Here is a 23,697-nt window from a genome sequence, read left to right on the forward strand (position 1 = left end):
CGACCCTGTAGAACCGATCAGCCTGCGGGCTTCTCGATCGCCATGATGCGGATGGTTTCGGTCGGCGCATTAGCGATCTGGACCAGGTTGGCGCCCTTCGGCAGATTGAACCATACGATCTTGCGAATGCCCGAGCAGGCCGGGCCATGGCCATGGTCGATGCTGACGGCGGGTGCCGCGCCGATCACGACGTCAAGCCATGCCGCGCCCGACAGCGCGATGCCGACGCGGCTGGGTTTGGCCAGATTGAGGCGGAAGATCCCGCCGAACGTCGCTGCGCCGCCGTCCTTGCCGGGCTTGGCCGCGTAGACCATATGGCCCTGCGGATGCAGCGTTGCTTCCAGTGCCGATCCCAGCAGCAAGGTACGCGCATCGCTCGTTTGATAGCCCGCCATGCCCGCCTTGGGCAATGTCCAGTCCTGCCAGGGATAGTCGAGCGCAGGCTTCGCAGGACAGTCCGTTGCAGGCTGCTGCGCAGGTGCGGCAACGGGCGTGACGCAAAGGGCCAGCATCGTCAGAACCTTTGCAATCTGCATCGTCACTTCCTTCCAAACAGCTTTTCGATATCGCCGTGTCCCAGCTTCACCCAGGTCGGGCGACCGTGATTGCACTGGCCGCTGCGCGGTGTCACTTCCATTTCACGCAACAGCGCATTCATTTCTGCAACCGACAGAACGCGCCCGGCCCGCACCGATCCGTGACACGCCATTGTCGCCGCGACATGATCGAGCCGCTCCTTCAGGGACAGCGCGCTATCGAACGCGGCCAGATCGTCCGCCAGATCGGTGATGAGGCCCTGCACGTCGCCTGCCCCCAGCATCGCAGGTGTCGCGCGCACCAGCATCGCACAGGGGCCGAAGCGTTCGACGTCGAGCCCCAGTTCGGACAGTTCGCCGATCCGTGCTTCGAGACGATCGCAGGCCGGTTCGTCCAGTTCAACGACTTCGGGGAGCAGCAGCGCTTGTGACGCCACGCCGCCGCCCTCCACGGCGCGGCGCATGCGTTCCAGCACCAGCCGCTCGTGCGCCGCATGCTGATCGACGATGACCAGACCGTCCTGCGCCTCTGCAACGATATAGGTCTTCGCCACCTGCCCCCTTGCTACGCCTAGAGGATAGCTCTGCGTATCGGGCGGTGGCACGCCTGCCGGTTCGGCACGGGCCATCGGCGGCGGCGTCAGGAACGTCGCCCGACGGTCGCCGAGCGACGGTGCGGCCTGGGGCATGGCGCTTGCGGGTGCGCCCGCCGCTTCGAAAATCGGCATCGCCCCGATCGGCGTCGGCGACACCGGTTCGGCCCGCCACATGCCAAGCGCATGAGGATCGGCGCGCTGCACGGAACGGAAACCTGCCTCGTCCAGCGCGCGCTTCAGGCCACTGACGATCATGCCGCGGATCATCGCCGGTTCGCGGAAGCGCACTTCGGTCTTGGCGGGATGCACGTTCACATCGACTTCGGAAGGCGGCAGATCGAGGAACAGCGCCACGACCGGATGCCTGTCCCTCGCCAGCAGATCGGCATAGGCCCCCCGCACCGCGCCTGCCAGCAGCCGATCCCGCACCGGGCGACCGTTCACAAACAGGAACTGATGATCGGCCACGCCACGATGATAGGTCGGCAGCCCCGCTACACCGGACAGGCTGATGCCGTCGCGAACATAAGTGATGACCACATGATTGTCGGCCAGGGCGCGATCAGTGAGTGCAGCAACGCGATCTTCGCGGCCGTCCCCTTGCTGAACAGCAATTGCCTTGCGACCGTCGTGCTCCAGCATGAACGCGATGTCTGGCCGGGCCATGGCCAGGCGACGGATGACGTCGAGGCACGCGGCATATTCTGCCCGCGCCGACCGCAGGAACTTGCGCCGCGCGGGCACCTTTTCGAACAGATGCTCCACCCTTATGCGGGTGCCGGGCGGCACTGCGGCGGGTCCTTCGTCCAGCAGCGCGCCATTGTCCACGACACGCTGCCAGCCTTCGCCCCCATCGCGTGCGCGACTTTCGAGCGTGATCCGCGCCACGCTGGCGATCGACGGCAACGCCTCGCCGCGAAAACCGAGCGTTGCAACGTTCTCAATCGCATCGTCGGGCAGCTTGGATGTCGCATGCCGTTCCAGCGCCAGCGCCATATCCGCCCGCGTCATGCCGCAGCCGTCATCGATCACTTCTATGCGATCGAGACCGCCTGCGGCCAGACGCACCGAAATCCGCCGTGCCCCCGCGTCCACGGCATTTTCCACCAGCTCCTTGAGCGCACTGGCCGGTCTTTCCACCACTTCGCCCGCGGCGATGCGATTGACCAGATGTTCAGGCAGGCGGCGTATTGACATTGGATAGGGACTAGCCCAAGCGGACGCCTTCCGCGACCCGCCGCCCGACATTTTTTCCAGTATCGAAAGGCTGACCGAGCGCAGGCGGGGATGACCGATATTTTGCGGCGCCTGCCGGTTCCGGGTCGCCGTCTGGATTAGGGAAAAGCATGTCGATCTTTTCGCGTTTGTTCAAGTTTTCCTCGCAGGACATGGCCATCGATCTGGGCACGGCCAACACCGTCGTCTACGTCCGCGGACGCGGCATCGTCCTCAACGAGCCGTCGGTCGTCGCGGTGGAAACACTGAACGGCATCAAACGGGTGAAGGCCGTCGGCGACGATGCAAAGCTGATGATGGGCAAGACCCCCGACAGCATCGAGGCGATTCGGCCGTTGCGCGACGGCGTGATCGCCGACATCGACGTGGCCGAACAGATGATCAAGCATTTCATCACGAAGGTGCATGGCGGCAAGGCCCGCCCGTGGCGCTTTCCTGAAATCGTGATCTGCGTGCCGTCCGGCTCGACCAAGGTCGAGCGCCGCGCCATTCGTGATGCCGCCAGCAATGCTGGCGCGAGCCAGGTCTTCCTGATCGAGGAACCCATGGCGGCCGCGATCGGCGCGGACATGCCGGTGACCGAACCGATCGGGTCGATGGTCGTCGATATCGGCGGCGGAACGACTGAAGTCGCGGTGCTTTCGTTGCGCGGTCTGGCGTACACCACCTCAGTCCGTGTCGGGGGCGACAAGATGGACGAAGCCATCGTTTCCTATGTCCGTCGCCATCACAACCTGCTGATCGGCGAAGCGACCGCCGAGCGGATCAAGAAAGAATATGGCGTCGCCCAGTCGCCTGCCGACGGCGTGGGCCAGACGATCCATATTAAGGGCCGCGATCTTGTGAACGGTGTGCCCAAGGAAATCTCGATCAACCAGGGCCAGATCGCCGACGCGCTGGCCGAACCGATCAGCACCATCGTCGAGGGTGTGCGCATCGCACTTGAAAATACCGCGCCCGAACTGGCTGCCGATATCGTCGATCAGGGCATTGTCCTGACCGGTGGCGGTGCGCTGCTGAAGGGTCTGGATGACGAGTTGCGCGACGAGACAGGCCTGCCCGTCACGATCGCGGAAGATCCGCTCACCTGCGTGGCGATCGGCACGGGCCGTGCCATGGAAGACCCCATGTTCCGGGGCGTCCTGCAAACCGGTTGAGTGGAGAACTGAGCGATGGCGCGGCCACCCAGCCGGCGCCCCGGCTATGACCGGAAGGCGCAATATGGCTTGTTCGCCAGCTATGTCGTTGCGGTATCGGGGGCACTGGCCGGCCTGTTGCTGGTGATCGTTGCAACCTTTGATCCGACCGGTTTCGCCGTGATCCGCGCCACGGTGGCTGAAATAACGCGCCCAGCCTCCATCACCATGCGTCAGCTTGTCAGCGGCTTCGGCACGATCGACGAGCAGATCGTCGCCTATTTCCGCGCCGGGTCGCAGAATGCGGCATTACGCCGCCAAGTCGATACCAACCGTACCCGCCTGATCGAGGCAGCAGCGATTGAGCAGGAGAATATTCGCCTCAAGAAGCTGCTGCAGCTGGTGGAGGCAGAGGATGGCGAAGTGGTCGCGGCGCGCCTTATCAGCTCGACCGGGGGCAGCACCCGGCGGATTGCCCGGCTCGCCGCCGGACGGGCGCAGGGTGCATATCCCGGCATGCCGGTGCGCGCGCCGGAGGGCCTGATCGGCCGCATCCTGACCGCCGGGCCGAATACCGCCGACGTGCTGTTGCTGACAGACAGCCAGAATATCATCCCGGTGCGCCGCGCGCGGGACAACATCGCGGGTATCGCAACAGGCCAGGACGATGGATCGCTGGAAGTCCGGTCACTCAATGCCGGAAACAATCCCTTCCGGCCCGGCGATATCATGGTGACGTCCGGCACCGGCGGGCTGTATCGCCCCAATATTCCGGTCGCGATCATCGTGCGGTCCGATGGTGACAAGGCAATCGCCGTCCCGCTCGCCAACCCCGCCCGTGTGGAGGCCGTGATAGTCCAGCGACCCTATGAAGCGACGGTGACGCCTGTCGGGTCTCCGTCGCCGACAGAGTCGCCTCCCTCGGCCTCGCCCACACCAGCCTCGCCTGCACCGGCCTCGCCTGCATCCCCGTCGCCTGCACCATGATACCGGAGGGACCAAGGCTGGGCGGCGATCCGTCGGCGTTTCGGCTGAAAGGAACGCCTATCGTCACGATCATGATAGGGTCGATGCTGCCGATCCTTCCGATCATCGCGCAGACGCCTATCCTGCCCCCGCTCGGCCTGTTGCTGCTGCTGTCCTGGCGCCTCCTGCGTCCCGAGTTGCTGCCCGCATGGATTGCCCTGCCGCTTGGCCTCTTCGACGACATCTTGAGCGGACAGCCGCTGGGTAGCGCGATGTGCCTTTGGACCCTGACGATGATCGGCATCGACATGGCCGAGCGCAGGCTCATCTGGCGCGACTATTGGCAGGACTGGCTTATTGCCGCCATTGCCGTTATTTTCTGCCTGACCGGCGGCCTGTGGTTCGCGCGGCTAACTGGTGGGGGTGGAAGCTTGCCGCTGGTTGCGCCGCAGATCATCTGGTCGATACTACTCTATCCCTTCGTCGCGCGGCAATGCGCGTGGCTCGATCGCTGGCGCATCATGGCATGAAGTTTCGCAAGGCACCGCGCAAGACCGTTACCGAAGCCAGCCAGACTTTTTCCTTCACGCGCCGGGCAATGGTGCTGGGCGGATTGCAGGGTGGCGTCGGCGCGCTGCTCGCCGCGCGCATGACGTGGATCAGCGTGGCGGAGAATGAGAAGTATCAGTTGCTGGCGGAGAGCAATCGCGTCAACCTCACGCTCATCCCGCCACGGCGCGGCTGGATTATCGACCGGCATGGCCGCCCGATCGCCAACAACCGCACCGATTTTCGGGTCGACATCATTCCTGACCGTCTGGCGGACAAGGACGCAACCGTCGCCAGCCTCGCCAAACTGCTGGCGCTGGCACCTGAAGACGTCGAGAAGATCCACGAGCAACTTGAAAAGGCAGCCGGATTTCAACCCGTCCAGGTCTCCGACAATCTGACGTACGAGCAATATGCCGCGGTTAGCGTACGCCTGTCCGAATTGCCCGGGGTCGCCCCGTCGCAAGGCTTCTCCCGCTTCTATCCCGCGGGCGCCAGTGTCGGCCATTTGATCGGCTATGTCGGCACCGCATCGGCGGAAGAATATAAGGAACGCAAGGATCCCCTGCTCATCACGCCGGGATACAAGATCGGCAAGGATGGCCTGGAGCGATCCTTTGACAAGGCGCTGACGGGCACGCCCGGTGCCAAACGTGTGGAAGTCACCGCGCGCGGCAAGATCGTGCGGGAACTGACCACCCGGTCGGACACGCCCGGCAAGACCCTGCAACTCACGATCGATGCGGGGTTACAGGAATATGCCGGACGACGCCTCGGCACACAGAGCGGATCAGTGGTCGTGATCGATTGCAGCAATGGCGATGTGCTGGCGATGGCGTCCATGCCGAGTTTCGATCCCAACAGTTTTTCCGACGGCATCGGCAGCCTGGAATGGGAAATGCTCTCGCAGGACGATCATGTCCCCCTGCGCAACAAGGCGCTGCGCGGCCTTTATCCCCCCGGATCGACCGTGAAGCCGATGGTTGCGCTGGCTTTGCTGGAGGCGGGCATTCCGGCCAGCGACCGGGTATCCTGCGGCGGTGCGATGCGCGTGGGTAACACGCTGTTCCATTGTCACAAGCGGCGCGGCCATGGTGCCCTCGACATGCGCGGGGCCATCGCGCAGAGTTGCGACATCTATTTCTACACCATGGCGCTGCGCATCGGCATGGAGCCGATTGCGGCCATGGCGCGGCGGCTGGGCATGGGCCAGCAATTCGACTTGCCCTTCCCGAGCCAAAGCTATGGCACGGTGCCTGATCCGGCCTGGAAGATGAAGAAATACAACGAGAAATGGCAGGCTTATGACACAGTGAACGCCACCATCGGTCAGGGCTATATGCTGGCCAATCCGCTGCAACTGGCGGTAATGGCCGCGCGCCTGGCGACCGGCCGGATGCTGACGCCCAATTTCCTGATGGGGGCAAAGCGCACACCTGCCGCATCCCTCGGGGCCAGCGCAGAGCATCTCTTCACGATCCGCGAAGCAATGAGCGCCGTGGTAAACGGCGGCGGCACCGGCGGGGCGGGACGCATGACCATTCCAGGCGTCCTGCTCGCAGGCAAAACAGGCACGGCGCAGGTACGGCGCATCACCATGGCGGAACGTCGCGCCGGGGTGCGACGCGACGCCTCTCTTCCGTTCAAGCTGCGCGACCATGCGTTGTTCCAGGGCTTCGCCCCGTTCGACAATCCGCGCTATGCGGTCGGCTGCATCCTCGAACATGGTGGTCATACGATCCGCAATCAGGACAGCGCACCGATAGCGAGCGACACATTGAGCTATCTGTTTGATCCGCAGAAGGCGACGGAGAAGCTTGTTGAACTGGAAAAGACCTGGGGCGGGACGCCGGCTGAACGGATGGCGGCGCAGATGGCCGCATTCCGGGTGCAGAAGGGCCTCGAGACGGCGCTGACCCCGGACCAGATGAATGCCGCCAACGCGACAGTGGCCGCCGTCGCCAACGCCTCCACACCGTCTGCGAACGAAAGCAATGCGGCGGAGGAACAAGATTGAGCATGGTGCCCGCCCCGATCGCTCGCCTGCCCTGGCACGTCATGATCCTGCTGTTCGCCATCGCAGCGTTCGGCTGTGTGGTCCTCTACAGCGCAGCGGGCGGCAACATCCGCCCTTGGGCCAGCAATCAAACCGTGCGCTTTATCATCTTTACCATTATGGCGCTGACCCTGGCGCGCATGCCTGTCTCACGCTTCGCCAGCCTTGCCTTGCCGGGCTATGCCGTCATGCTCGTAGCGCTCATTCTGGTCGAACTGATCGGCGGGGTGCGCGGCGGCAGCCAACGATGGATCAACCTGGGGTTCATGCAGTTGCAGCCGTCCGAGTTCATGAAACCCATGATCGTGCTGGCAGTCGCCCAATTCTATGCGCGGCTGCCGGTCGGCGAATTGCGGACATGGAACGCCGTCTGGCCTGCCCTGGCGTTGATCGGCATACCCTGGGCGCTGGTTCTCGTGCAGCCTGACCTTGGCACCGCTACGATGATCCTGGCAGGTGGCGTGACCGTCATGTTCCTAGCGGGTCTTCCGCTGCGCCTGTTCATCGGAACGGCGCTGACAGTCGCGGCGATCATTCCGATCGCCTTCAGTTTCCTGCACGACTATCAGCAGAAGCGCGTGCTGATCTTTCTCGATCCCGAAAGCGATCCGCTCGGCGCCGGCTATCACATCAGCCAGTCGAAGATCGCGATCGGATCGGGCGGCGTGTTCGGGAAGGGCTTTCTCAACGGCACGCAGAGCCACCTCGATTATCTGCCCGAGGGCCATACCGATTTCGTGTTCGCCACCATGGCAGAGGAATGGGGGCTGGCAGGCGGCATTCTTCTGATCCTGGCGTTCATGCTGCTGTTCCGCTGGGGCATCCGTGTCGCGTTGCGGACGGAAGACAAGTTCGCGCGGCTCACTGCTGCCGGTCTCATCACGACCGTCTTCTTCTATGTCGCGATCAACCTCATGATGGTGATGGGGCTGGCACCCGTGGTCGGGATCCCCCTGCCCTTCATGTCTTATGGTGGATCATCGATGCTGACCGTTATGCTGTGCATCGGCATCATCATGGCCATCGACCGTTCCGGCCGACAACGGCGCACGGACTGGGGCTGACGCCGGGCAACGGCAAAGCGCCAAAACGACAAAATCACGCCGCGCACAAATAGAGGCTTGCAAAGCCCGCCCATGATGCTAATTGCCGCGCCCTAGCCCAACGCCAGCCATTCCCCGGTCGGCAATCGGCATAGGGACGCATAGCTCAGTTGGTAGAGCAGCTGACTCTTAATCAGCGGGTCCTTGGTTCGAGCCCAAGTGCGTCCACCAAATTCTCCTTATTTTCCAGTCGGTTATCGACCTCGCCGAAACAGGCGACCGAGAGCGTTCTTTCGCTAGGTAGCTCTCTAGGTAGCAGCGCGCTAATTCAGCGCTGCGGCTGCTCAGCCTCCACACATCAGCGTTCACGGTAAAAGATTCATGGCCTACGCTCTGTCCGACTGCGCTTGAGCGAGTCGTCGATACACACGCTGCCATTATCGGACCGTATATGTGCTGGTGGGCCGCGCAGGACGAACAGGTCGGCCAGGGCCGCCAGAGCATCCTCGTGCCTGAGCTGGCGTGCAACGATGAGCGCCAGGCATTCCCTGCTGGCCTCATCGATGATAGTCAGGATCCGGAACTTGCGGCCCTCATGCGTGCGCCCTTCGACAAAGTGATAGGCCCAGACATGCCCCGGATATTCGGGCCGCAAGCGGATGCACGATCCGTCGTTAACCATAGACGCCCGCGTTTTGGCTGGCGCGGCGGCACCTTCAGCCCCTCGCGCCGCCAGATCCGCTCGACCCGCTTATGGTTCACCGTCCACCCCGCATGGCACAGCAACGCCGTCACCCGGCGGTAGCCGTAGCGACCATATTACTTTGCCAGCGCGATGATGTCCTCGTTCAACGCCTGTTCGTCATCTGCCCCGCGCGGTACCTTGCGCTGTGTCGATCGATGCTGCCCCAGCACCCGACACATCCGTCGCTCGGATACCCAGACTGGCAGATCCCGTCGTACTTGATCGATGCAGCGCCGTCGCCGCGCGGGGCTCAGAAGTTTCCCTTTGCAGCCTCCTGCAGGATCAGCTTGTCCAGCGTCAGGTCGGAGATCGCCCGGCGAAGCCGCTGGTTCTCCTTCTCCAATTCCTTCATCCGCCGCGCCTGGTCGGTCTTCAGGCCACCATATTCCTTGCGCCAGCGATAATAGGTCTGCTCGCTGACCGCGATCCGCCGGCACGCCTCGGCAGTCGAGGCCCCCTGCGCCAACGCGATCTCAACTTCACGCAGCTTGCCGATAATCTCTTCCGGCTTGTGCTTCCTGCTCGGCATTCAATGTCCCTTTCGTGGTCCAGACTATCATAGTCTCTGGGCCACTCAGCAGGGGGCAGATCATTCTAACCGTCACGCCCCGCCGAAGCGGGATAGCGCTGTGGATCGGCCACGAACTTGGCCTTGCATCCCGCCGAGCAAAAGACATAGCGCTCGCCCTTCATACTCCGCTTCATGGGCCACGGTAGCGGGATCGACCACCATTCCGCACACCGGATCGAGCGTGGTAGAGCGGGAGGCCGTATCATCATCCCGCCCTTCATTGCCATGGAGAGCATGGACCTGCCCGCCTTCAGTCGCTGGCTCGCTCTCTGGGTCATCGTTGGCCATCCTTCACCTTCCACTGCGCCTGCGGATTCACCGCTCACTCTTTCGAGATCAGGTCGTACTCCTCGAGCAGTTTCGCGATCTCGGTGCCTTCCAGCTTCTTCATCAGCAGCTTGCGCAGGAAGGCCGGCCCCGGCACGTCGATCCCCTTTCCATCACGAAGCGGTGTGACGGCGGCAAGCAGCGTGCGGATATCGTAGGTCGAGTTGAACACTTCGGGTACCCCGCGCTCGACATCCATGAGAGTGTAGACGGCCTCCATTGGTGTCCGGACCGAATATTCGGTCGTGAAGATGCAGTCACGCTGCTTCGACTCCGCAAACTGGCCGATAAAGGCGAAATTGACCGCACCTTCCGGCACGACGTCTGGCCGGTCGCCGGCCTGGCGCGGCATGAAGAAAGCGGTGATGTACGGCATCATCGTCGGCACGGTGCTGGCGCCCTTCGCGGCGAGTTCCGGGATGTCCTCGACAGGCACCCCGAGGTGATAGAGCCACTCCTGCGTGATCTCCTCGCCAGTGCACTCCTGCATCGGCTTCTTCACATAGTCACCGGGCTTGTCCACGAAGAGCGCATAGAACCAGGCGATCATCTGGTCCTTGGGCTGTTTCTTGAAATGCGGTTGGCGATGCACCGTCCAGCTCAACAACCATGCGGAATCCTTCACCGTGACAATGCCGGCCGAGACGATCTTGCCAGTGAACGGGTTACGCTTGGTGATCTTTTCGACATACTCCGCAATGCGGGGATCGGTGGCCGTGATCGACGCCGACGCCCATTTTGTTTCCGGGATATGGGCGCCGAACACATCCGGGCGTCCGAAAGCCGTATCCTTCGCCGCGATGCGCCGCCACAGGTCCCAGGCCGGTGCCGGGCCTTCGTTCAGCTTCGCCGGCGTGTGGTGGTCGCCGTTGTCGGAATTCTCGGTCAGCGACCCGATGGTGATGAAAACGAGGTCATCGGGGCCGAGATCGACACCGCCTTCCTCGCCCTTCTCCTTCCAGTGGATGCGGGTCGCCTGCTTGCGGCCCTCCTGGATATCGAAATCGACATCCGTCACCTCGACGCCATAGCGGAACTTCACGCCCCGTTCCGTCAGCCACTTCACCAGCGGCAGGACCATCGATTCATACTGGTTGTAGCGGTTGAACTTGAGCGAGGAGAAATCCGCCAGATGTGCGATGTGATGGATGAAGCGGTGGATGTAGAGCTTCATCTCCAGCGCCGAATGCCATTCCTCGAAGGCGAACATAGTGCGCCAGTAGAGCCAGAAATTGCTCTTGAGAAAATCTTCGCTGAAGACCTCGTTGATCCGCTTGTTCTCCATTTCCTCGCGGGTCGCGAGGAAGATCGAGATCAGGTCCTTCTGCGCCCGGTCGTTCAGCGTCAGCAAATGCTTGTCTGGAACGTCCTGCCCCTGGTTCTGGGTCGTGCGCTGAAGTGAGAAATTGGGATCGTCCTTGTTGAGCCGATAGAACTCATCGAGAACGCTGGCGTCCTCGATTTCCAGCGAGGGGATGGAGCGATACAGGTCCCACAGGCATTCGAAATGCTCTTCCATTTCGCGGCCGCCGCGGATGACGAAACCCTTGTCCGGCACATCGAGACCATCGAGCGCGCCGCCGGGAATATCCAGCTCTTCGAGGATGGTGATACGCTCACCGGCTATACCGCCGTCGCGGATGAGGAATGCCGCGCCGGCGAGCCCCGCGAGACCCGAGCCGACGAACCAAGCCGTCTTCCTGTCAGCGCCTTCCGGCTTGCGGGGACGGACAAACGCTTCATAGTTTCCGCTGCTATAGTGCATGGCGAACTCCTCTTGTTCTTGTGGTCGGATCAGTCGGCGGGCTTATAGCTGTAGAAGCCTTCGCCCGAGGCGATGCCCAGCTTGCCCTTGTCGATGTAGTTTTCCTTCAGCCATGCGGCGAGCGACCGGGCATGCTTATCGCCGTGGGAAAGAATGTTGTAGGGCGTATTAAGTCCTATCATGTCGTAGATTTGGAACGGCCCCATCGGCGCACCCGTTGCGATCCGCCACACCTTGTCGACGTCATGCGGATTGGCATAACCGCCTTCGGCGAGCTCGGCCGCGGCGTTGAGCAGCGGCACAAGCAGGGAATTGAGGACATAGCCCGCCTTTTCCCTGCGTATGGGGATGGGCACCATGCCGATATCAGAAGCGAATTTGAGAATAGTGTCGATGACCGCCGGATCTGTCTCGGGCGTTCCCATCACCTCGGCCGTATTGAATTTCCAGATGTTGTTGGCGAAGTGCAGCGCCAGGAACCGATCTGGCCGGCCAGTGAAATCCTTTAGATCGCTGGGCAGCAGCGTCGAACTGTTGGTGGCCAAGATCGTGTCCGATGGCGCCAACCTTGCCAGCTTCTCATAAAGCGCCTGCTTGATCGCCAGCACTTCTGGCACGGCTTCGATAACCAGATCGGCATCCGCAACGGCTGCAGCCAGATCGCTTGTCAGTATAATCCTGCCCATTGTGTCGGCTTGCAGGTCCGCCGCGCCGGTCACCTCTTTGCGATAGGTTTCGACCAAAGCTGCGAGCCGCAGCCGCGCCTTCTGCAGGCTCTCGTCATTGATGTCGTATGCGACTACTTCAAAGCCGGTATAGGCCGACTGGAATGCGATCTGGCTGCCCAGCACGCCCGTTCCAAGCACTGCGACTTTTCTGATTTCGGTCATGCGTTCCTCTCCTGCCCTGTGGCATCGCGCAGAAACGGCGCCGCGACTTCAACAGGCACCCGGACCAGCTTGCCAGTCGCTTTTTCGATCAGCGCCCATTGGGAAAGGGCCGACACGAGTACCGTGCCCTTGTTGTCGGTGAAGTCGACGCGGCGCGAATAGCGCGCCCCGCGCGGTCGTCCCTCAACCCAGGTGACCGCGGTTGCATCCTCACCCGCCCGGACATTGCCGCGATAATCGACCTCATGCCTGAGGACCACCGCGACATAGGTGTCGGTATCGCCTGGGCGAGCCGCCGCGAACCAGTGCGCCACCGAGGCATCCTGGAGCCACGTCACCCAGACCGCATTGTTGACATGATCAAGTTCGTCGATGTCGTGTTCCTCGGCCCGGAAGCTGATGTGGAAGCGACATTGTTCGTCGATCTTGCCCGACAGCGGGTCGCCCGCAGCATCGCAACCGATCCGTCGGCGCTTGAGGCCGTCCGAGTTCATGGCTTTGCAGGCTCCAGCACATCGAGCCCCGCCATGGCGCGGAAAAAGCCGACCAGCATCTCGTCGCGCGAGATGGCCCCTTCGACATCACCCTGGACGGCCAGCCCCATCCAAAGCGCATAAAGGCCGATGCCGGCCTGCTCTGCCGGCAAGGCCGGCCGCAGAGAGAAACGCCTGACGAGGTCGGCCACGAGCTCACCGAACATCCGATAGCAAGCCGCCTTGCCCTCCCGGTGTCGCTCGGCAAAGGCCGGATTCCGTCGTGCATGAAGTTGCAGTTCGATCGAAAGCAATGACCATTGAGGTTCTTCGGCCAGCTTCGCGAGACGGTCGGCGAGCACCTCGAGCGTCGCCTCGATATCGTCCCCGACGCACTGCGCAACGATATCGCGCAAGAGCGTGACTTCGTCCTGTATGTGGCTCTGCAGTATGTCGACCAGCAGGTCATCCTTGCTGGCGAAGTTGGAATAGAACGCGCCCTGCGAATGACCCGCCGCGCTGCAGATGTTGCGGATCGACATTGCCGCCACGCCTTCCTCTACGATTGAGGCATGCGCCGCTGCGATCAATCGATCCCGGGTCTGACGCTGTGTTTCCTTGCGCGTAGGTCGCATGACGTTCGCCCTCAAAAACAGCCACGCCTTTGAAACTTTTGCCATCGATCGGCGTTGACCGGAAAACCAGATACCACCTGATATCCCGATTGGATGACAATTTCGAGGCTAAATTGCTCATCCGTCGTCAAATCCTGCCGCAAAGGAGTGGCCTTGGCTGACACCTATATTCTCTACTCCCCTGATGTGGAGATGGTTGGCGATGACGAAGATCGTCTCACCGCCGAAATTCTCGAAATCATGGCTTCGACCAATCGCAGGGCGTTCGAGCGGCACCGGCACGCGGTACGGGACGCCCATGCCAAGAGCCATGGGTTCCTGAAGGCCGAACTTATCGTCCCCGAATTGCAGCAGCATCTGCGCCAAGGCCTGTTTGCGCGACCCGGGACCTATCCGGTGGTGATCCGCCTTTCCTCGGCGCCGGGTGACATTCACTCCGATACCATTCCCGCCCCGCGTGGAATGGCCATCAAGGTCCTCGGCGTCGAGGGCGAACGGCTGCTGCCCGGGGACACTGGACGCAATCAGGATTTTCTACTGGTGAATATTCCAGTCCTGAGCTTCGGCACGATCGGCAAGTACCGCCAGCTCATCGGGCTCCTCGAAAAGAATGCACAGAATCCGGCCTTCCTCCAACGTGCGATGGCCGGGGTCGCGCGAGGCGTCGAGGCAGCGGTCGAGGCCGTCGGCGTGGAACCGGGCGCGACACTGCGCGGCCTCGCCCGGGACAATGATCATCTCCTGGGTGAGACCTATCACTCGATGGCGGCGATCCGCTTCGGCGATTACATCGCCAAGATCAGCGCGGCGCCGCTGTCCGACAATGTCCGGGCGCTCACGGGCCAGGATGTCGGCACGGTCGAGGATTCCACGATGCGAGACCTGGTGGTCGAGCATTTCCGCGAGCAAGGCGCCGAGTACCAGCTCCGGGCACAACTCTGTGCCGATCTGGACAAGATGCCGGTCGAGGACGCGGCCGTGCTCTGGCCGGATGACCTGTCGCCGCACCAGCCGCTCGCGACGCTGCGCATTCCGCCGCAGGACGCCTATTCGCCCGCACGACGCGTCTATGGCGACGATGTCCTCTCCTTCAACCCGTGGCACGGCATCCGCGAGCATCAGCCGCTCGGCTCGATCATGCGGGTGCGGATCGCCGCATATGAGCGGTCCACCCGCTACCGCTACGAGATGAACGCCCAGCCGCGGGTTGAGCCGACGAGCATCGACGCCATTCCAGACTGAGCCTGCACAAACCTGCCAGATTTCGAGAAAGGAGGCCTGTCATGGCCGATACCGAAGAAGCACCTCAGATCGATGAAACCCGCCTGCAGGCCATCCGCCGCAGGATCGAGGAAGTTGCCGGCGATGCGCCGCAACTCGCCAAACTGGCGCTCGAGCAGATGGTCACCAAACATAATCCTGATCTCAAGGGTACGGCGGGTTCCGCCGGTCGGGTCGGCGCGCAGTCGGGCAATGTCTCGGAACTGACAGCAATCGCCAAACTGAAGCCTGGCGGCGCCGATCGGCTGCGGCGCATTTTCGGCCTGGTCAACGGCAATTTCGACGGTGCCCAGAAAGTGGGCACGCTCCACAATATGCGCTTCGTGTTCTTCGACAACGACACGCGCATTCTGTTCGCGACCGCCTATGATGGCGACTGGGACACCTATATCAACGACTTCGCCACCAAGATCCCGGATTTGATGGACCTGCTCTTCGCCTCGGTCGAGGGCTGGCCCGGCATCGCCAGTCCCAAAGTCAAGGACTTCATCGCCGACCACCAGATCACGGCGGCCGGCTGGTTCGTCGCCAATCCGCAGGTCACCGTCGTCGATGTGCGCCGGCTCCAGCGCATGGAGCACGCCGTCAACGAATTCCTCGACAAGGTGGGCTGACCAATGGCTATCCTTCAAAAGCTGAGAGAGCGTTTCCGTCGCGACAGCGTCACGCTCGATCTCCACGATATCCAGGCGCTGATCCTGCGCAGCCGACCCGAGCCTTATGTCGGCCTCCATGCGATGCTCCACTTCGATGAGGCCGAGGGCGCGCGCGATCTGCTCGGTCGTCTGGCGCCGCATATCGCGTCCGCCGACAATTGGAGTGAGGATCTCGATTTCTGGATCGGCGCGGCGCTGAGCTTCGAGGGCCTCAAGGCGCTCGGCGTCCCCGATGCCCAGCTCAAGACCTTTCCCCTTCCCTTCCAGCAGGGCATGGCCGCACGACGCGAGCAGTTGCGCGATTTCGGCCCGAACGCGCCAGAGCATTGGGAAGAGGTGTTCAAGCCGGGTAACTGCCACATGGCGCTGACCATCTACGCCGTAGACGATGCAGCGCTGGACAAGGCACTGATTGCAGCACGCGTCGAGCTCGACCGGAGCACCGGCGTGACGTTGCTGGGAGAGCATCGTTTCGGCGCGCCGGGCGATGCCAAGAACCCGTTTGGTTTCAGGGACTCCATCTCTCAACCTGCAGTCGAAGGCAGCGGCGTCGATCCCATCCCCGGCGAAGAGCGTCCGATCAAGGCCGGCGAGTTCATCCTGGGTTATGAAAGCGAGAACGGTCAGCCACTTGGCATGCCGGAGCCTGCTGCGCTCGGAAAGAACGGCACCTTCGTCGTCCTGCGCAAGTTCCAGAGCCGGGTCGGCTGCTTCAACGCTTTCCTCAAGGCACATGGCGAGACGTCCGAGGAACGCGAGCTTCTGGCGGCCAAGATGTTCGGCAGGTGGCGCTCCGGTGCACCGCTGACCTTGTCGCCGGATCATGACGATCCGGCACTGGGCGCCGATCCGCTGCGCAACAACGACTTCAATTTCAAGGACGACCCCAAGGGCCGCGTCGTGCCGCTCGGCTGCCATATGCGTCGGCTCAATCCGCGTGATTCCGAGCTCACACTGCTGACCGACGTCAACATCCATCGGATCATCCGCCGATCTTCGACCTTTGGCCCGGTCTATTCCGAGGACGTCTCGCCCGAGGATGATGCCAAGGGTGATCGCGGCATCTTCTTCATCTTCATCAGCGCGCGCGCCTATGACACGATCGAGTTCATGCAGCAGGAATGGATCAATCGTGGCAACTTCGTCGATCTTGGCGAAGAGCGCGATCCGGTCGTAGGTCTGCATGAGGAGGATAGTCTTTTCACGATTCCCCGTGCGCCGGCCCGCAAGCGCATTGATGGCGTGCAGACGTTCAACGTCATGAAGGGCGGCGAATATCTGTTCATGCCCAGCTTGTCGGCGTTGACCTGGTTATCGAGGGGAAGCTGGCGATCAAGCGGCGTGTGATCGTCGCGCAATTTCCAAGCCTAGGAGAGCAACCCTGCTATGATGATCCCGCTCATCTGGGACGGCACGATGTGCGAAGGAAGCATTTGAGCTTCAAAAGAGAACTCGCCTGATCATGAACGTACTGATCGTTTACGCGCATCCCGAACCCACTCATTTAATGCGGCGCTGAAGCACCGCGCTGTCCAGATTCTTTCCAGATTCGGTCATAGCGTGGTGGTAAGCGACCTTTATGCAATGGGGGTTCAATCCTGTGGCGGGAGTGAACGACTTTGCAGGCGACCGCGCCAGTCTGGAGTTTCTGTCAATTCCGCGCGAGCAGACAAAGGCGTTCGCTCATTGCGATCGCCTGGACGAGTTCGAAAGCTCAGAATATCAGCGCGCGCCGATCAATGTGCTGACGGCGGAAGGTCAGTTGGAGGCATGAATCTATCTCGATGCTGACCAGGCGAGATGAAATACCGATTTGGTTCAGTAGCCGTGCACAACTGACGCGCCTGCGCCACCGCTCCACCCACATAGGCTCACCGCACGCGCGTCCAGTCTTGTGACTTGCACGCGATCCGGCCTACAAGGCAGCCGGAGCCTCGAAGCGTTTTCGCATCAATTGACACAATAGTGCCTGAAAAAGTCTTGGCGATGTCAGGAACGAAAACACGGCCGCGCCAGATTCCGTTCCGATCCTTGGTGAAGTCGCGGAACAGCTGCTGCCCGATCAGATTTGGCGTACCGCCACGCCGAGCATCAGCGATCGCCTTTTCATTGGCCCAGATGACAGTGCCACACATCCGATTGGCGCAAGGTCGCACTTCGACATGCACGCTGTTCTGAGGGTTACGCCATATGCCTCCCGCCCCATCCTGCGGGGCACCGACGCTCGCTGTCGCCATTGACAAGCATATCAGAGCGCTCGAAAGCTTTAGGCCGTGCATGTTCCACCTCACACATAGATCTTCAGCCACTAAGACGGTCTTGGACGTGTTGTGAGCGTCACAGCCGTCCCTCGCCGCTTCTGGTTCGCAGCCCGGGCACACGTCGAGCGCATCTCGCCCGTGACCAGTCAACAGATTATCATTGGCTTCCCGACGGCACCGGCGCCGAAAAGATACGTTGTCGCCTCACGTCCAAGCCTGTGAGACGCCACCAGGCCACTATCCCGTACAGAATTACCAACATGGCGAGGTTGATGACCTCCACCCACTGGTCGATCAGGCTGGCGCCCATCTGGTTTACGCCCACCATCAGATGGATTCCTGGCGTCGTCGGCAGTAGGCGGGCAAGCATTACGAGCCAGGTAGGTGTCTCTTCGGCCGGCCAGGACAGCCCGGCCAGAAAGAAGATGACCAGAGAGGTCCCCATGAGCAACTGCAAGGGGCGCTCTCGGGTCCGGAAGAAACTGGCCAGCGCGAGCGCGGCCGCGACGGTAGCCCCGACAAAGAGGCTGCCTGCTGCCAGCAGCGTAGCGGGCGAGGCTGCAGCTCTGGGGTAATCCTGAAACCAGAAGACGAAGCCTGCGTAATAGGCGATGTCTGCCCAGCCGATAACAAAGAAAGCGAGCGCGACACCGACGAGGCTATGGGCCGAGAAATGAAGCCGGCCCCCGCCATCGCGCATCGTACCTGCAAGCATGGCCAGACCCATCAGCAAGGTCTGATAGATGATGAGGAAGCCGACACCGGGAAAAACGGTACTTCCGTAACCCTCGCGGGTGTTGAAGAGCGGACGCTGGACCAGGGAAAGGGCGGGATTGGCGGGCGCGCCTTGCGCCATCGCTTGATCGACCGCAGCTTCACCACCGATAGCTGCCAATGCGGAACCGACCCCGGCAAGGGCGGTGCTGCTGCGCAGCAGATACGCGCCGTTGCCATAAATGGAAACGATACCCTGCGCGCCATTGAGGATGCGACGCTCGAAACCCTCGGGAATGATGACGATCGCGCCGGCGCCTCGAGTCTGAAGCCAGCTCTGTGCCTGCATTGGGGATGACAATCGTTCGGCAAGATCGACCTGCTGAAGGGCGGAGAGCTTGTGAACCAGCGATCGGCTCGCACCGCTGTTGTCGAGATCGACAACAGCCACCGGAATACGGGTGGCGACCTCCCCAGAATATGCTGACGGGTAGAAGAAGGAATAGAGGATCGTTGAGACGACGATCAGCATGAAGGCCGAACGATCGGTGAAAACCGCGCGGAGGGTTCCAAGGAAGGCGCGGCCGATCATCGTCGCCCCCAGACAGCAGGATTGCTGGAGGCTGCCAGAAGCCGCGGCAAACCGATACACAGGCCGAAAGCGAGAAATCCGCACAGGATGGCGAGCAATTTAGCGGACATGGCGACAGGCGCGCCGATCATCCATTGTTCGGCAACGAGGCGGGCGAACGTGGTATAGGGCAGAAGCGCGCTCCATAGCCGTGCGAAGGCAGAAGAGGACTCGATCGGAAAAATCGCTCCGGCGAACGCGAAGGAAGCGCCCGCATAGAGCGCGGTCATGGACAGTGCCTGCCCCATGGACAGAGTCAGCCCGACGATCAGAACGGCCATGCCGGCATAAGCGAGATACATGGCGAGGTAGCCCGCCATGAGCATCACGACGCTCCCTGCGACGGGCCAGCCGCGTAAGCCCACGAGGTAGGTGGTGGCAAGCGCCGCCCAAAGCATGAACACTGCAAGATAGGGGACCAGCTTGCCGGCGATCGCGGCGATAGCCTCTCGCCTGGATCCCGCCAGCCATGTTCCGATTGTTCCGTCGCGCAGTTCGCGACCCAGCGCACTGACGACCGCGATCATGAACAGCAGATGCAGCAAGGCGGGATGAATCAGGGCGACAAGCTGGAGTTCATAACTGGCTTGTGGATTGTAGAGGATCCGGCTTTGAACAGCGATCGGCGCCGCGCGTACCCGGGCGGGGCCGATGATTGCAGCGGTCTGCTGTGTTGCCAGCACGCGAGCCTGTCCCTGGACGACGGCGCTGACCTCGCGCAGGATCGACCCCGATGGTGTCGAATAGCTGGCGTTGTAGAATACCGACACTTGACCCGTTTCACCGCGCAGCACGGCGCGCTCGAGTCCCTGCGGGATCAATATGACCGCATAAGCGGCGTTGGAACGTACCACATGCTCTGCTTCCAGCATCGAGACCGGACGCGCCGCGACACGCAAGCCCGGAGCCACCTCCAGCCGTCGGACGAGTTCACGCGCAATGCCGCCTCCATCTTCGTCGACCACGGCGACAGGCAGGTCACGCATCACGCCCGACGAGATCTGGATTGCGATCGCCGCCAGCAGCGCCAACGGTAGCCAGCTGATGAGGGCGAGGTCCCAGAAGCTGCCTTGCAGAAACGCAAGTTCGCGGCGGGCACTGACCAGAAAGGCCGCGTTCATTGTGGCCAGTCGAACAATATGGTCATGCCCGGACGCAGTCCGTCGATCGAAGTGACGGGGATGGCGCGCACCTCGAAACTCTTTACATCGAAACCGGTTGATTGCCGGGTCGCGCGCCAGGTCGCAAAATCACCTGCCGGCGCGATGAAGGAGATGCGGAACTGCGCCGTACGGTCACCCAATGCGGGTATCCGCCCGGTCAACGTCTTACCTCGCCGGATGGCGTTGAACTGATCTTCACGCAAAGTGAGAGTGACCCATGGGTTCTGGATGTCAGTAAGGACGAAGACCGGAAAGCCCTGCGGAACCAGCTCACCAACCTGGGCAAGTCGTCGTCCGATTTCGCCTTCCGACGGCGCACTCACGCGTGTTTCCCGTTTTGCCGCCTCGACCTCAGCAACGGCGCCGCGCGCCTGTTGCACCTGGCCCCCGGCCGCCTGTCGGTCCTGCCGTCGGGTGCCGGCGAGCGCGAGATCATATTGTGCGCGCGCCGCGCGGGCTGCTTCGGTTGAAGCAACTGCGTTCGCATGGCTCTCGTCTCGCTTCTGGCCGGCGATCACGCCCTGCTCGAACATCTGCTGCGTGCGCGCATAGGTGGTTTGAGCGAGATCCGCGGCTGCTTGCGCGCGGCGCCACTGGGCCTGTGCTGCCTGGATGTCTTCTGGTCGCGCGCCCTCGTCGGCCTTGTCAGCGGTCGCTTGCGCCGCCGCCAAGGCACCGCCGGCCTGCTCGGAGCGCGCGGCGACTTCAGGGCTGTCGAGCGTATAGAGCAATTGTCCTGCCCGAACCCTCTGCCCTTCTTCCACATGGAAGGCGGCGATCCGGCCGGTCACCTTGCTGGTTACCCGCAGTTCCCGGGCATCCACCATGCCCTGGAGTTGATCGGGCACGGGGCGGTAGCTGAGCCACAAGCCCAGAGCGAGAAAGGCTATCACGAGAAGCGCTACGACCGGCAGCCACTTCCGACCAAGTACAGGCGGGCGCATTTCCTCAGCCTCGTTGGTCGCAGCTGGTTCCCCCTGGGCAGCTGTCATGGCGCGATCCTTTCGCCCCGTTCGATATATTCGGGCATCTTGTCGATTTCTCCGCTGACATGGAGGAGCTGGGCCAGGGCAATCACAAAATCATGCGCTGCCTGGGCGCGTTGGACCCTGGCACGGCCCAAGCCGAGTTGCGCATCGATCACGTCAAGCGAGGTCGTCTGCTGCTGCTGATATCCCACCGCCTGCACGCGAAGATTCTCCTGCGCGGAAGCGATAGCGCTATCCGTCATCAGGAAGCGCCGACGCGCAGCTTCTGTCTCGTTCCATGAGCGGGTGACGCCGATTTCGATCTGGGTGCGTGCCTCCCGCTGACCAGCCTGAGCCTGCGAGACCGTCTCTCGGGCTGCCTGCACGGCCTGGGAGCGACCGGCGCCTGAAAAGATCGTGTAGCGAAGACCTACACCAACGGTCCAGTCCGGATCGGTCAGCAAGGTGTCGCGTCGGTCGAAATTATACTGCGCAAAGCCGTAGACGGTCGGTCGAAGTTTCGAGCGCTGGTTCGTCACCCCCGCTTGCGCGAGCTGTTCCATCGCCTCCAGGCGCTCCAGTTGGGGATGCGCGCGGCGAGCCGCGTCCAGAAAGTCGTCCAGAGGATCCAGCGGGCGGGTGATTACAAAAATCGGCGTCGCAGGAACGACCGGTGAAGAGGATCGAAGCAAACCGGACAGCGTCGCATCGGCGCTTTCGAGATCGGCCTGGGCCTTTTCAAATTCCCTGGCCGCGTCGTCACGGGCCACCTCAGCCTGCAGGCGCTGCGCGCGGCTGATGAAACCCGCCTGTTCGAGTTTGATCGCGTCTGAGACATGGCGCTCCAGCCCACCGAGCACATCGCGACGAACGTCCCTTACTCTGGTGAGCAGTTGCTGCCCGAAATACAGTTGGGTCATCTGCAGTAAGGCGTTATCAATGACGATTTGCCGCTCCGCGCGAGACTGGCCAAGCTGAGCGACGGAACCAGATTGCGCGGCCGAAATCTGACCGCCCGAATAGAGCGGAAGCGTGGCAGTCACGATGGGTCTCTACTGGTACGCTCTATCTCAAACCGCAACGGATCGCTGATGGCATAATCCTGCGCCACATCCGCCAGAGGCCCGAGGGGAAGATAAAGCGACTTCTGGTAGCGGACCATCTGTCCTTCAAACTCGACGGTCGGCCGTCCCAGCGTCCGCGTCGATCCCGCCTGGGCCTCCTTGCTTCGGACATCAGCATCGGAGCCTTGGATGGCGTCCGACTTTTCCAGCAGTATTGCCTGCGCTTCACGATAATCCAATGGAATGGAACCGATCGATTGAGCGAATGCAGCCGTCGAGGACGTAGCCGTGAGCAGTGCAATCAAAAACCGGCGTCGCAAATCCATGAGGGTATCTCCATTACGCGAAACCTAACATTGACAGAAATATATCTCAATACATATTTGTATCGAATGTCCACGCGAGACCAATCATGAGCCGCAGACCCGCGCGCACCCGGCCGACCAGGGCCCAAACCCGCGAACGCATCATGGACGGCGCGCTTGACGCGTTTGCGGAACGCGGATTTCAAGGCGCGTCCCAGGAAGATATTTGCGAACGCGTGGGGCTTAGCAGGGGCGCGTATAATTCGAGCTTTCAATCGAAAGAGGAGCTTTTCTTCGCGCTTTACGATCGGATTATCGAGCGGCTTCAGGTGCGACTAGAAGCGTCAATGACCGAGGCACTGCTGGCGAGCGGCCCCGTGATAGACAATTTCGTCAAAGCGTTTGTGTCAAACTATAGCTTTGATCGAAAATGGTATCTCCTTCAGGCCGAATTCCGCTTGCATGCGCTGAGAAATCCCGCCGTCGCCTCTCATTATGCAGCGCGTCAGGCGCGCATTCTCACTGTTATCGAACATGCGATCGCCCGCGTAGGCGAACAGAAAAAGCCTGTTGGGCCTGGGAAGCTCAGCCGTATGGCCCGTCTGCTTTTAGCCGTCCATGAAGGCGGTATGTTCCAAGGCTTGCTCGAGCCCACCGAGATCGCCGGCGGAGAGTTGCTCGAGTTTTTTGGCACGTTGGTGATGGCACGAGCGCTCGCGGCAAATTAATGCCATAATCCCCGACACACCCAATAGAAGTCGCCAGATTTATCCCACTATTCTGGGCAGCGCCTACCGGCGCCCGAATCCAAGTCTAATTATATAGCACTCTTATGCCAGCACATCGTCGGTCACCCCGAGATAGCAACGAACCTCGATGCGGCCTCATGGGACAACTTCACTTTGCAAGCGGTCAAACATCTGATCGATCCTGGCATAGACATGTTTCGATTCGGGCAGGAATACCGCACTATTGAAGACGTGAAATGCCCCTTTATACTGGCTGACCTGCCCCCCACTGGTCCCGCGGTCATAACGAGAGTCTGCCGGTTTGATATTCGTGCTGCCCGACCGGCACAAGCGCGTCGGGTGTGACGCTTCCATCATGCAGGAACGCCCGACGCGCTTGTG

At 61.8% G+C, this 23,697-nt stretch carries 23 protein-coding genes, 1 tRNA gene and 1 pseudogene; 11 read left to right on the plus strand and 14 right to left on the minus strand.

Annotated elements, in window-relative coordinates:
- Positions 1 to 17 precede the first annotated feature (17 nt).
- Both ENE74_RS11995 and mutL read right to left on the minus strand, forming a co-directional pair.
- Positions 18 to 536, minus strand: coding sequence for a hypothetical protein (locus tag ENE74_RS11995; RefSeq protein WP_127691140.1), 519 nt, complete (start codon positions 534 to 536; stop codon positions 18 to 20).
- Between the two features lie 2 nt (positions 537 to 538).
- Positions 539 to 2,329, minus strand: coding sequence for a DNA mismatch repair endonuclease MutL (mutL, locus tag ENE74_RS12000; RefSeq protein WP_127691141.1), 1,791 nt, complete (start codon positions 2,327 to 2,329; stop codon positions 539 to 541).
- 149 nt (positions 2,330 to 2,478) lie between these two features.
- Between mutL and ENE74_RS12005 the strand changes: the two genes are divergently transcribed.
- From ENE74_RS12005 to ENE74_RS12030, 6 genes are all read left to right on the plus strand, one after another.
- Positions 2,479 to 3,525, plus strand: coding sequence for a rod shape-determining protein (locus ENE74_RS12005; protein WP_127691142.1), 1,047 nt, complete (start codon positions 2,479 to 2,481; stop codon positions 3,523 to 3,525).
- A 15-nt stretch (positions 3,526 to 3,540) separates the two neighbouring features.
- A complete protein-coding gene (gene mreC / locus ENE74_RS12010) occupies positions 3,541 to 4,491 on the plus strand; it encodes a rod shape-determining protein MreC (RefSeq protein ID WP_127691143.1) in 951 nt (316 codons plus the stop codon).
- A complete protein-coding gene (gene mreD / locus ENE74_RS12015) occupies positions 4,488 to 5,000 on the plus strand; it encodes a rod shape-determining protein MreD (protein ID WP_127691144.1) in 513 nt (170 codons plus the stop codon). The genes mreC and mreD overlap by 4 nt, the downstream gene beginning before the upstream one ends.
- Positions 4,997 to 7,036 (plus strand): penicillin-binding protein 2, encoded by a 2,040-nt coding sequence (gene mrdA / locus ENE74_RS12020; RefSeq protein WP_241241960.1) that lies wholly within the window; start codon positions 4,997 to 4,999, stop codon positions 7,034 to 7,036. The genes mreD and mrdA overlap by 4 nt, the downstream gene beginning before the upstream one ends.
- A 2-nt stretch (positions 7,037 to 7,038) precedes the next feature.
- A complete protein-coding gene (gene rodA / locus ENE74_RS12025) occupies positions 7,039 to 8,139 on the plus strand; it encodes a rod shape-determining protein RodA (protein WP_420902584.1) in 1,101 nt (366 codons plus the stop codon).
- A 134-nt stretch (positions 8,140 to 8,273) separates the two neighbouring features.
- Positions 8,274 to 8,349: transfer RNA gene (locus ENE74_RS12030), tRNA-Lys, on the plus strand.
- A gap of 175 nt (positions 8,350 to 8,524) precedes the next feature.
- Here the strand turns inward: ENE74_RS12030 and ENE74_RS12035 are convergent.
- From ENE74_RS12035 to ENE74_RS12060, 5 genes and pseudogenes are all read right to left on the minus strand, one after another.
- A pseudogene (locus tag ENE74_RS12035) lies at positions 8,525 to 9,392 on the minus strand (IS3 family transposase); the annotation flags it as partial.
- A 364-nt stretch (positions 9,393 to 9,756) separates the two neighbouring features.
- The gene (locus ENE74_RS12045) at positions 9,757 to 11,526 is read right to left on the minus strand and encodes an oleate hydratase (RefSeq protein WP_025291896.1); all 1,770 of its coding nucleotides are present in this window, start codon (positions 11,524 to 11,526) and stop codon (positions 9,757 to 9,759) included.
- Between the two features lie 29 nt (positions 11,527 to 11,555).
- Positions 11,556 to 12,416 (minus strand): 3-hydroxyacyl-CoA dehydrogenase, encoded by an 861-nt coding sequence (locus ENE74_RS12050; RefSeq protein WP_120108030.1) that lies wholly within the window; start codon positions 12,414 to 12,416, stop codon positions 11,556 to 11,558.
- Complete coding sequence (locus tag ENE74_RS12055; RefSeq protein WP_025291894.1) at positions 12,413 to 12,910, minus strand: acyl-CoA thioesterase; 498 nt, start codon at positions 12,908 to 12,910, stop codon at positions 12,413 to 12,415. Before ENE74_RS12055 ends, ENE74_RS12050 begins: the two co-directional genes overlap by 4 nt.
- Positions 12,907 to 13,569, minus strand: coding sequence for a TetR/AcrR family transcriptional regulator (locus tag ENE74_RS12060; RefSeq protein ID WP_223806878.1), 663 nt, complete (start codon positions 13,567 to 13,569; stop codon positions 12,907 to 12,909). Before ENE74_RS12060 ends, ENE74_RS12055 begins: the two co-directional genes overlap by 4 nt.
- A 102-nt stretch (positions 13,570 to 13,671) precedes the next feature.
- Here ENE74_RS12060 and ENE74_RS12065 point away from each other — a divergent pair, with 102 nt between their 5' ends.
- The 4 genes from ENE74_RS12065 to ENE74_RS18260 all read left to right on the plus strand — a co-directional run bounded on the left by ENE74_RS12065 (position 13,672) and on the right by ENE74_RS18260 (position 17,235).
- Positions 13,672 to 14,766 (plus strand): catalase family protein, encoded by a 1,095-nt coding sequence (locus tag ENE74_RS12065; protein ID WP_223806879.1) that lies wholly within the window; start codon positions 13,672 to 13,674, stop codon positions 14,764 to 14,766.
- A 41-nt stretch (positions 14,767 to 14,807) separates the two neighbouring features.
- Complete coding sequence (locus tag ENE74_RS12070) at positions 14,808 to 15,419, plus strand: hypothetical protein (protein WP_025291891.1); 612 nt, start codon at positions 14,808 to 14,810, stop codon at positions 15,417 to 15,419.
- Positions 15,420 to 15,422: 3 nt separating this feature from the next.
- Positions 15,423 to 16,808, plus strand: coding sequence for a Dyp-type peroxidase (locus tag ENE74_RS12075; protein ID WP_127691147.1), 1,386 nt, complete (start codon positions 15,423 to 15,425; stop codon positions 16,806 to 16,808).
- 262 nt (positions 16,809 to 17,070) lie between these two features.
- Positions 17,071 to 17,235 carry a hypothetical protein gene (locus ENE74_RS18260; protein ID WP_158013973.1) on the plus strand — a complete coding sequence of 55 codons (165 nt, stop codon included), beginning with the start codon at positions 17,071 to 17,073 and terminating at the stop codon, positions 17,233 to 17,235.
- A 97-nt stretch (positions 17,236 to 17,332) separates the two neighbouring features.
- Here the strand turns inward: ENE74_RS18260 and ENE74_RS18515 are convergent, their stop codons facing one another.
- The 6 genes from ENE74_RS18515 to ENE74_RS18400 all read right to left on the minus strand — a co-directional run bounded on the left by ENE74_RS18515 (position 17,333) and on the right by ENE74_RS18400 (position 22,588).
- Positions 17,333 to 17,740, minus strand: coding sequence for a DUF2147 domain-containing protein (locus ENE74_RS18515; protein ID WP_084717660.1), 408 nt, complete (start codon positions 17,738 to 17,740; stop codon positions 17,333 to 17,335).
- 139 nt (positions 17,741 to 17,879) lie between these two features.
- A complete protein-coding gene (locus tag ENE74_RS12090; protein ID WP_127691148.1) occupies positions 17,880 to 19,028 on the minus strand; it encodes an ABC transporter permease in 1,149 nt (382 codons plus the stop codon).
- Positions 19,025 to 20,188: an ABC transporter permease gene (locus tag ENE74_RS12095; protein WP_127691149.1), complete on the minus strand. Its 1,164-nt coding sequence runs from the start codon at positions 20,186 to 20,188 to the stop codon at positions 19,025 to 19,027. Before ENE74_RS12095 ends, ENE74_RS12090 begins: the two co-directional genes overlap by 4 nt.
- Complete coding sequence (locus ENE74_RS12100; RefSeq protein ID WP_025291887.1) at positions 20,185 to 21,222, minus strand: HlyD family secretion protein; 1,038 nt, start codon at positions 21,220 to 21,222, stop codon at positions 20,185 to 20,187. The genes ENE74_RS12095 and ENE74_RS12100 overlap by 4 nt, the downstream gene beginning before the upstream one ends.
- On the minus strand, positions 21,219 to 22,241 hold the full coding sequence (locus tag ENE74_RS12105; RefSeq protein WP_206517694.1) for a TolC family protein: 1,023 nt from the start codon (positions 22,239 to 22,241) through the stop codon (positions 21,219 to 21,221). The genes ENE74_RS12100 and ENE74_RS12105 overlap by 4 nt, the downstream gene beginning before the upstream one ends.
- Entirely contained in the window at positions 22,238 to 22,588 is a 351-nt protein-coding gene (locus ENE74_RS18400) for a hypothetical protein (RefSeq protein ID WP_206517695.1), read from the minus strand. The genes ENE74_RS12105 and ENE74_RS18400 overlap by 4 nt, the downstream gene beginning before the upstream one ends.
- An 86-nt stretch (positions 22,589 to 22,674) precedes the next feature.
- On the opposite strand from ENE74_RS18400, the gene ENE74_RS12110 reads away from it, so the two are divergent.
- Positions 22,675 to 23,295, plus strand: a complete 621-nt coding sequence (locus ENE74_RS12110) for a TetR/AcrR family transcriptional regulator (RefSeq protein WP_025291885.1) — start codon at positions 22,675 to 22,677, stop codon at positions 23,293 to 23,295.
- 156 nt (positions 23,296 to 23,451) lie between these two features.
- Here ENE74_RS12110 and ENE74_RS18405 read toward each other — a convergent pair.
- The coding region (locus ENE74_RS18405; RefSeq protein WP_206517696.1) for a hypothetical protein at positions 23,452 to 23,697 on the minus strand (246 nt) is incomplete at its 5' end.

The sequence above is a fragment of the Sphingobium algorifonticola genome, from assembly GCF_004005485.1.
Classification (GTDB): Bacteria; Pseudomonadota; Alphaproteobacteria; order Sphingomonadales; family Sphingomonadaceae; genus Sphingobium; species Sphingobium algorifonticola.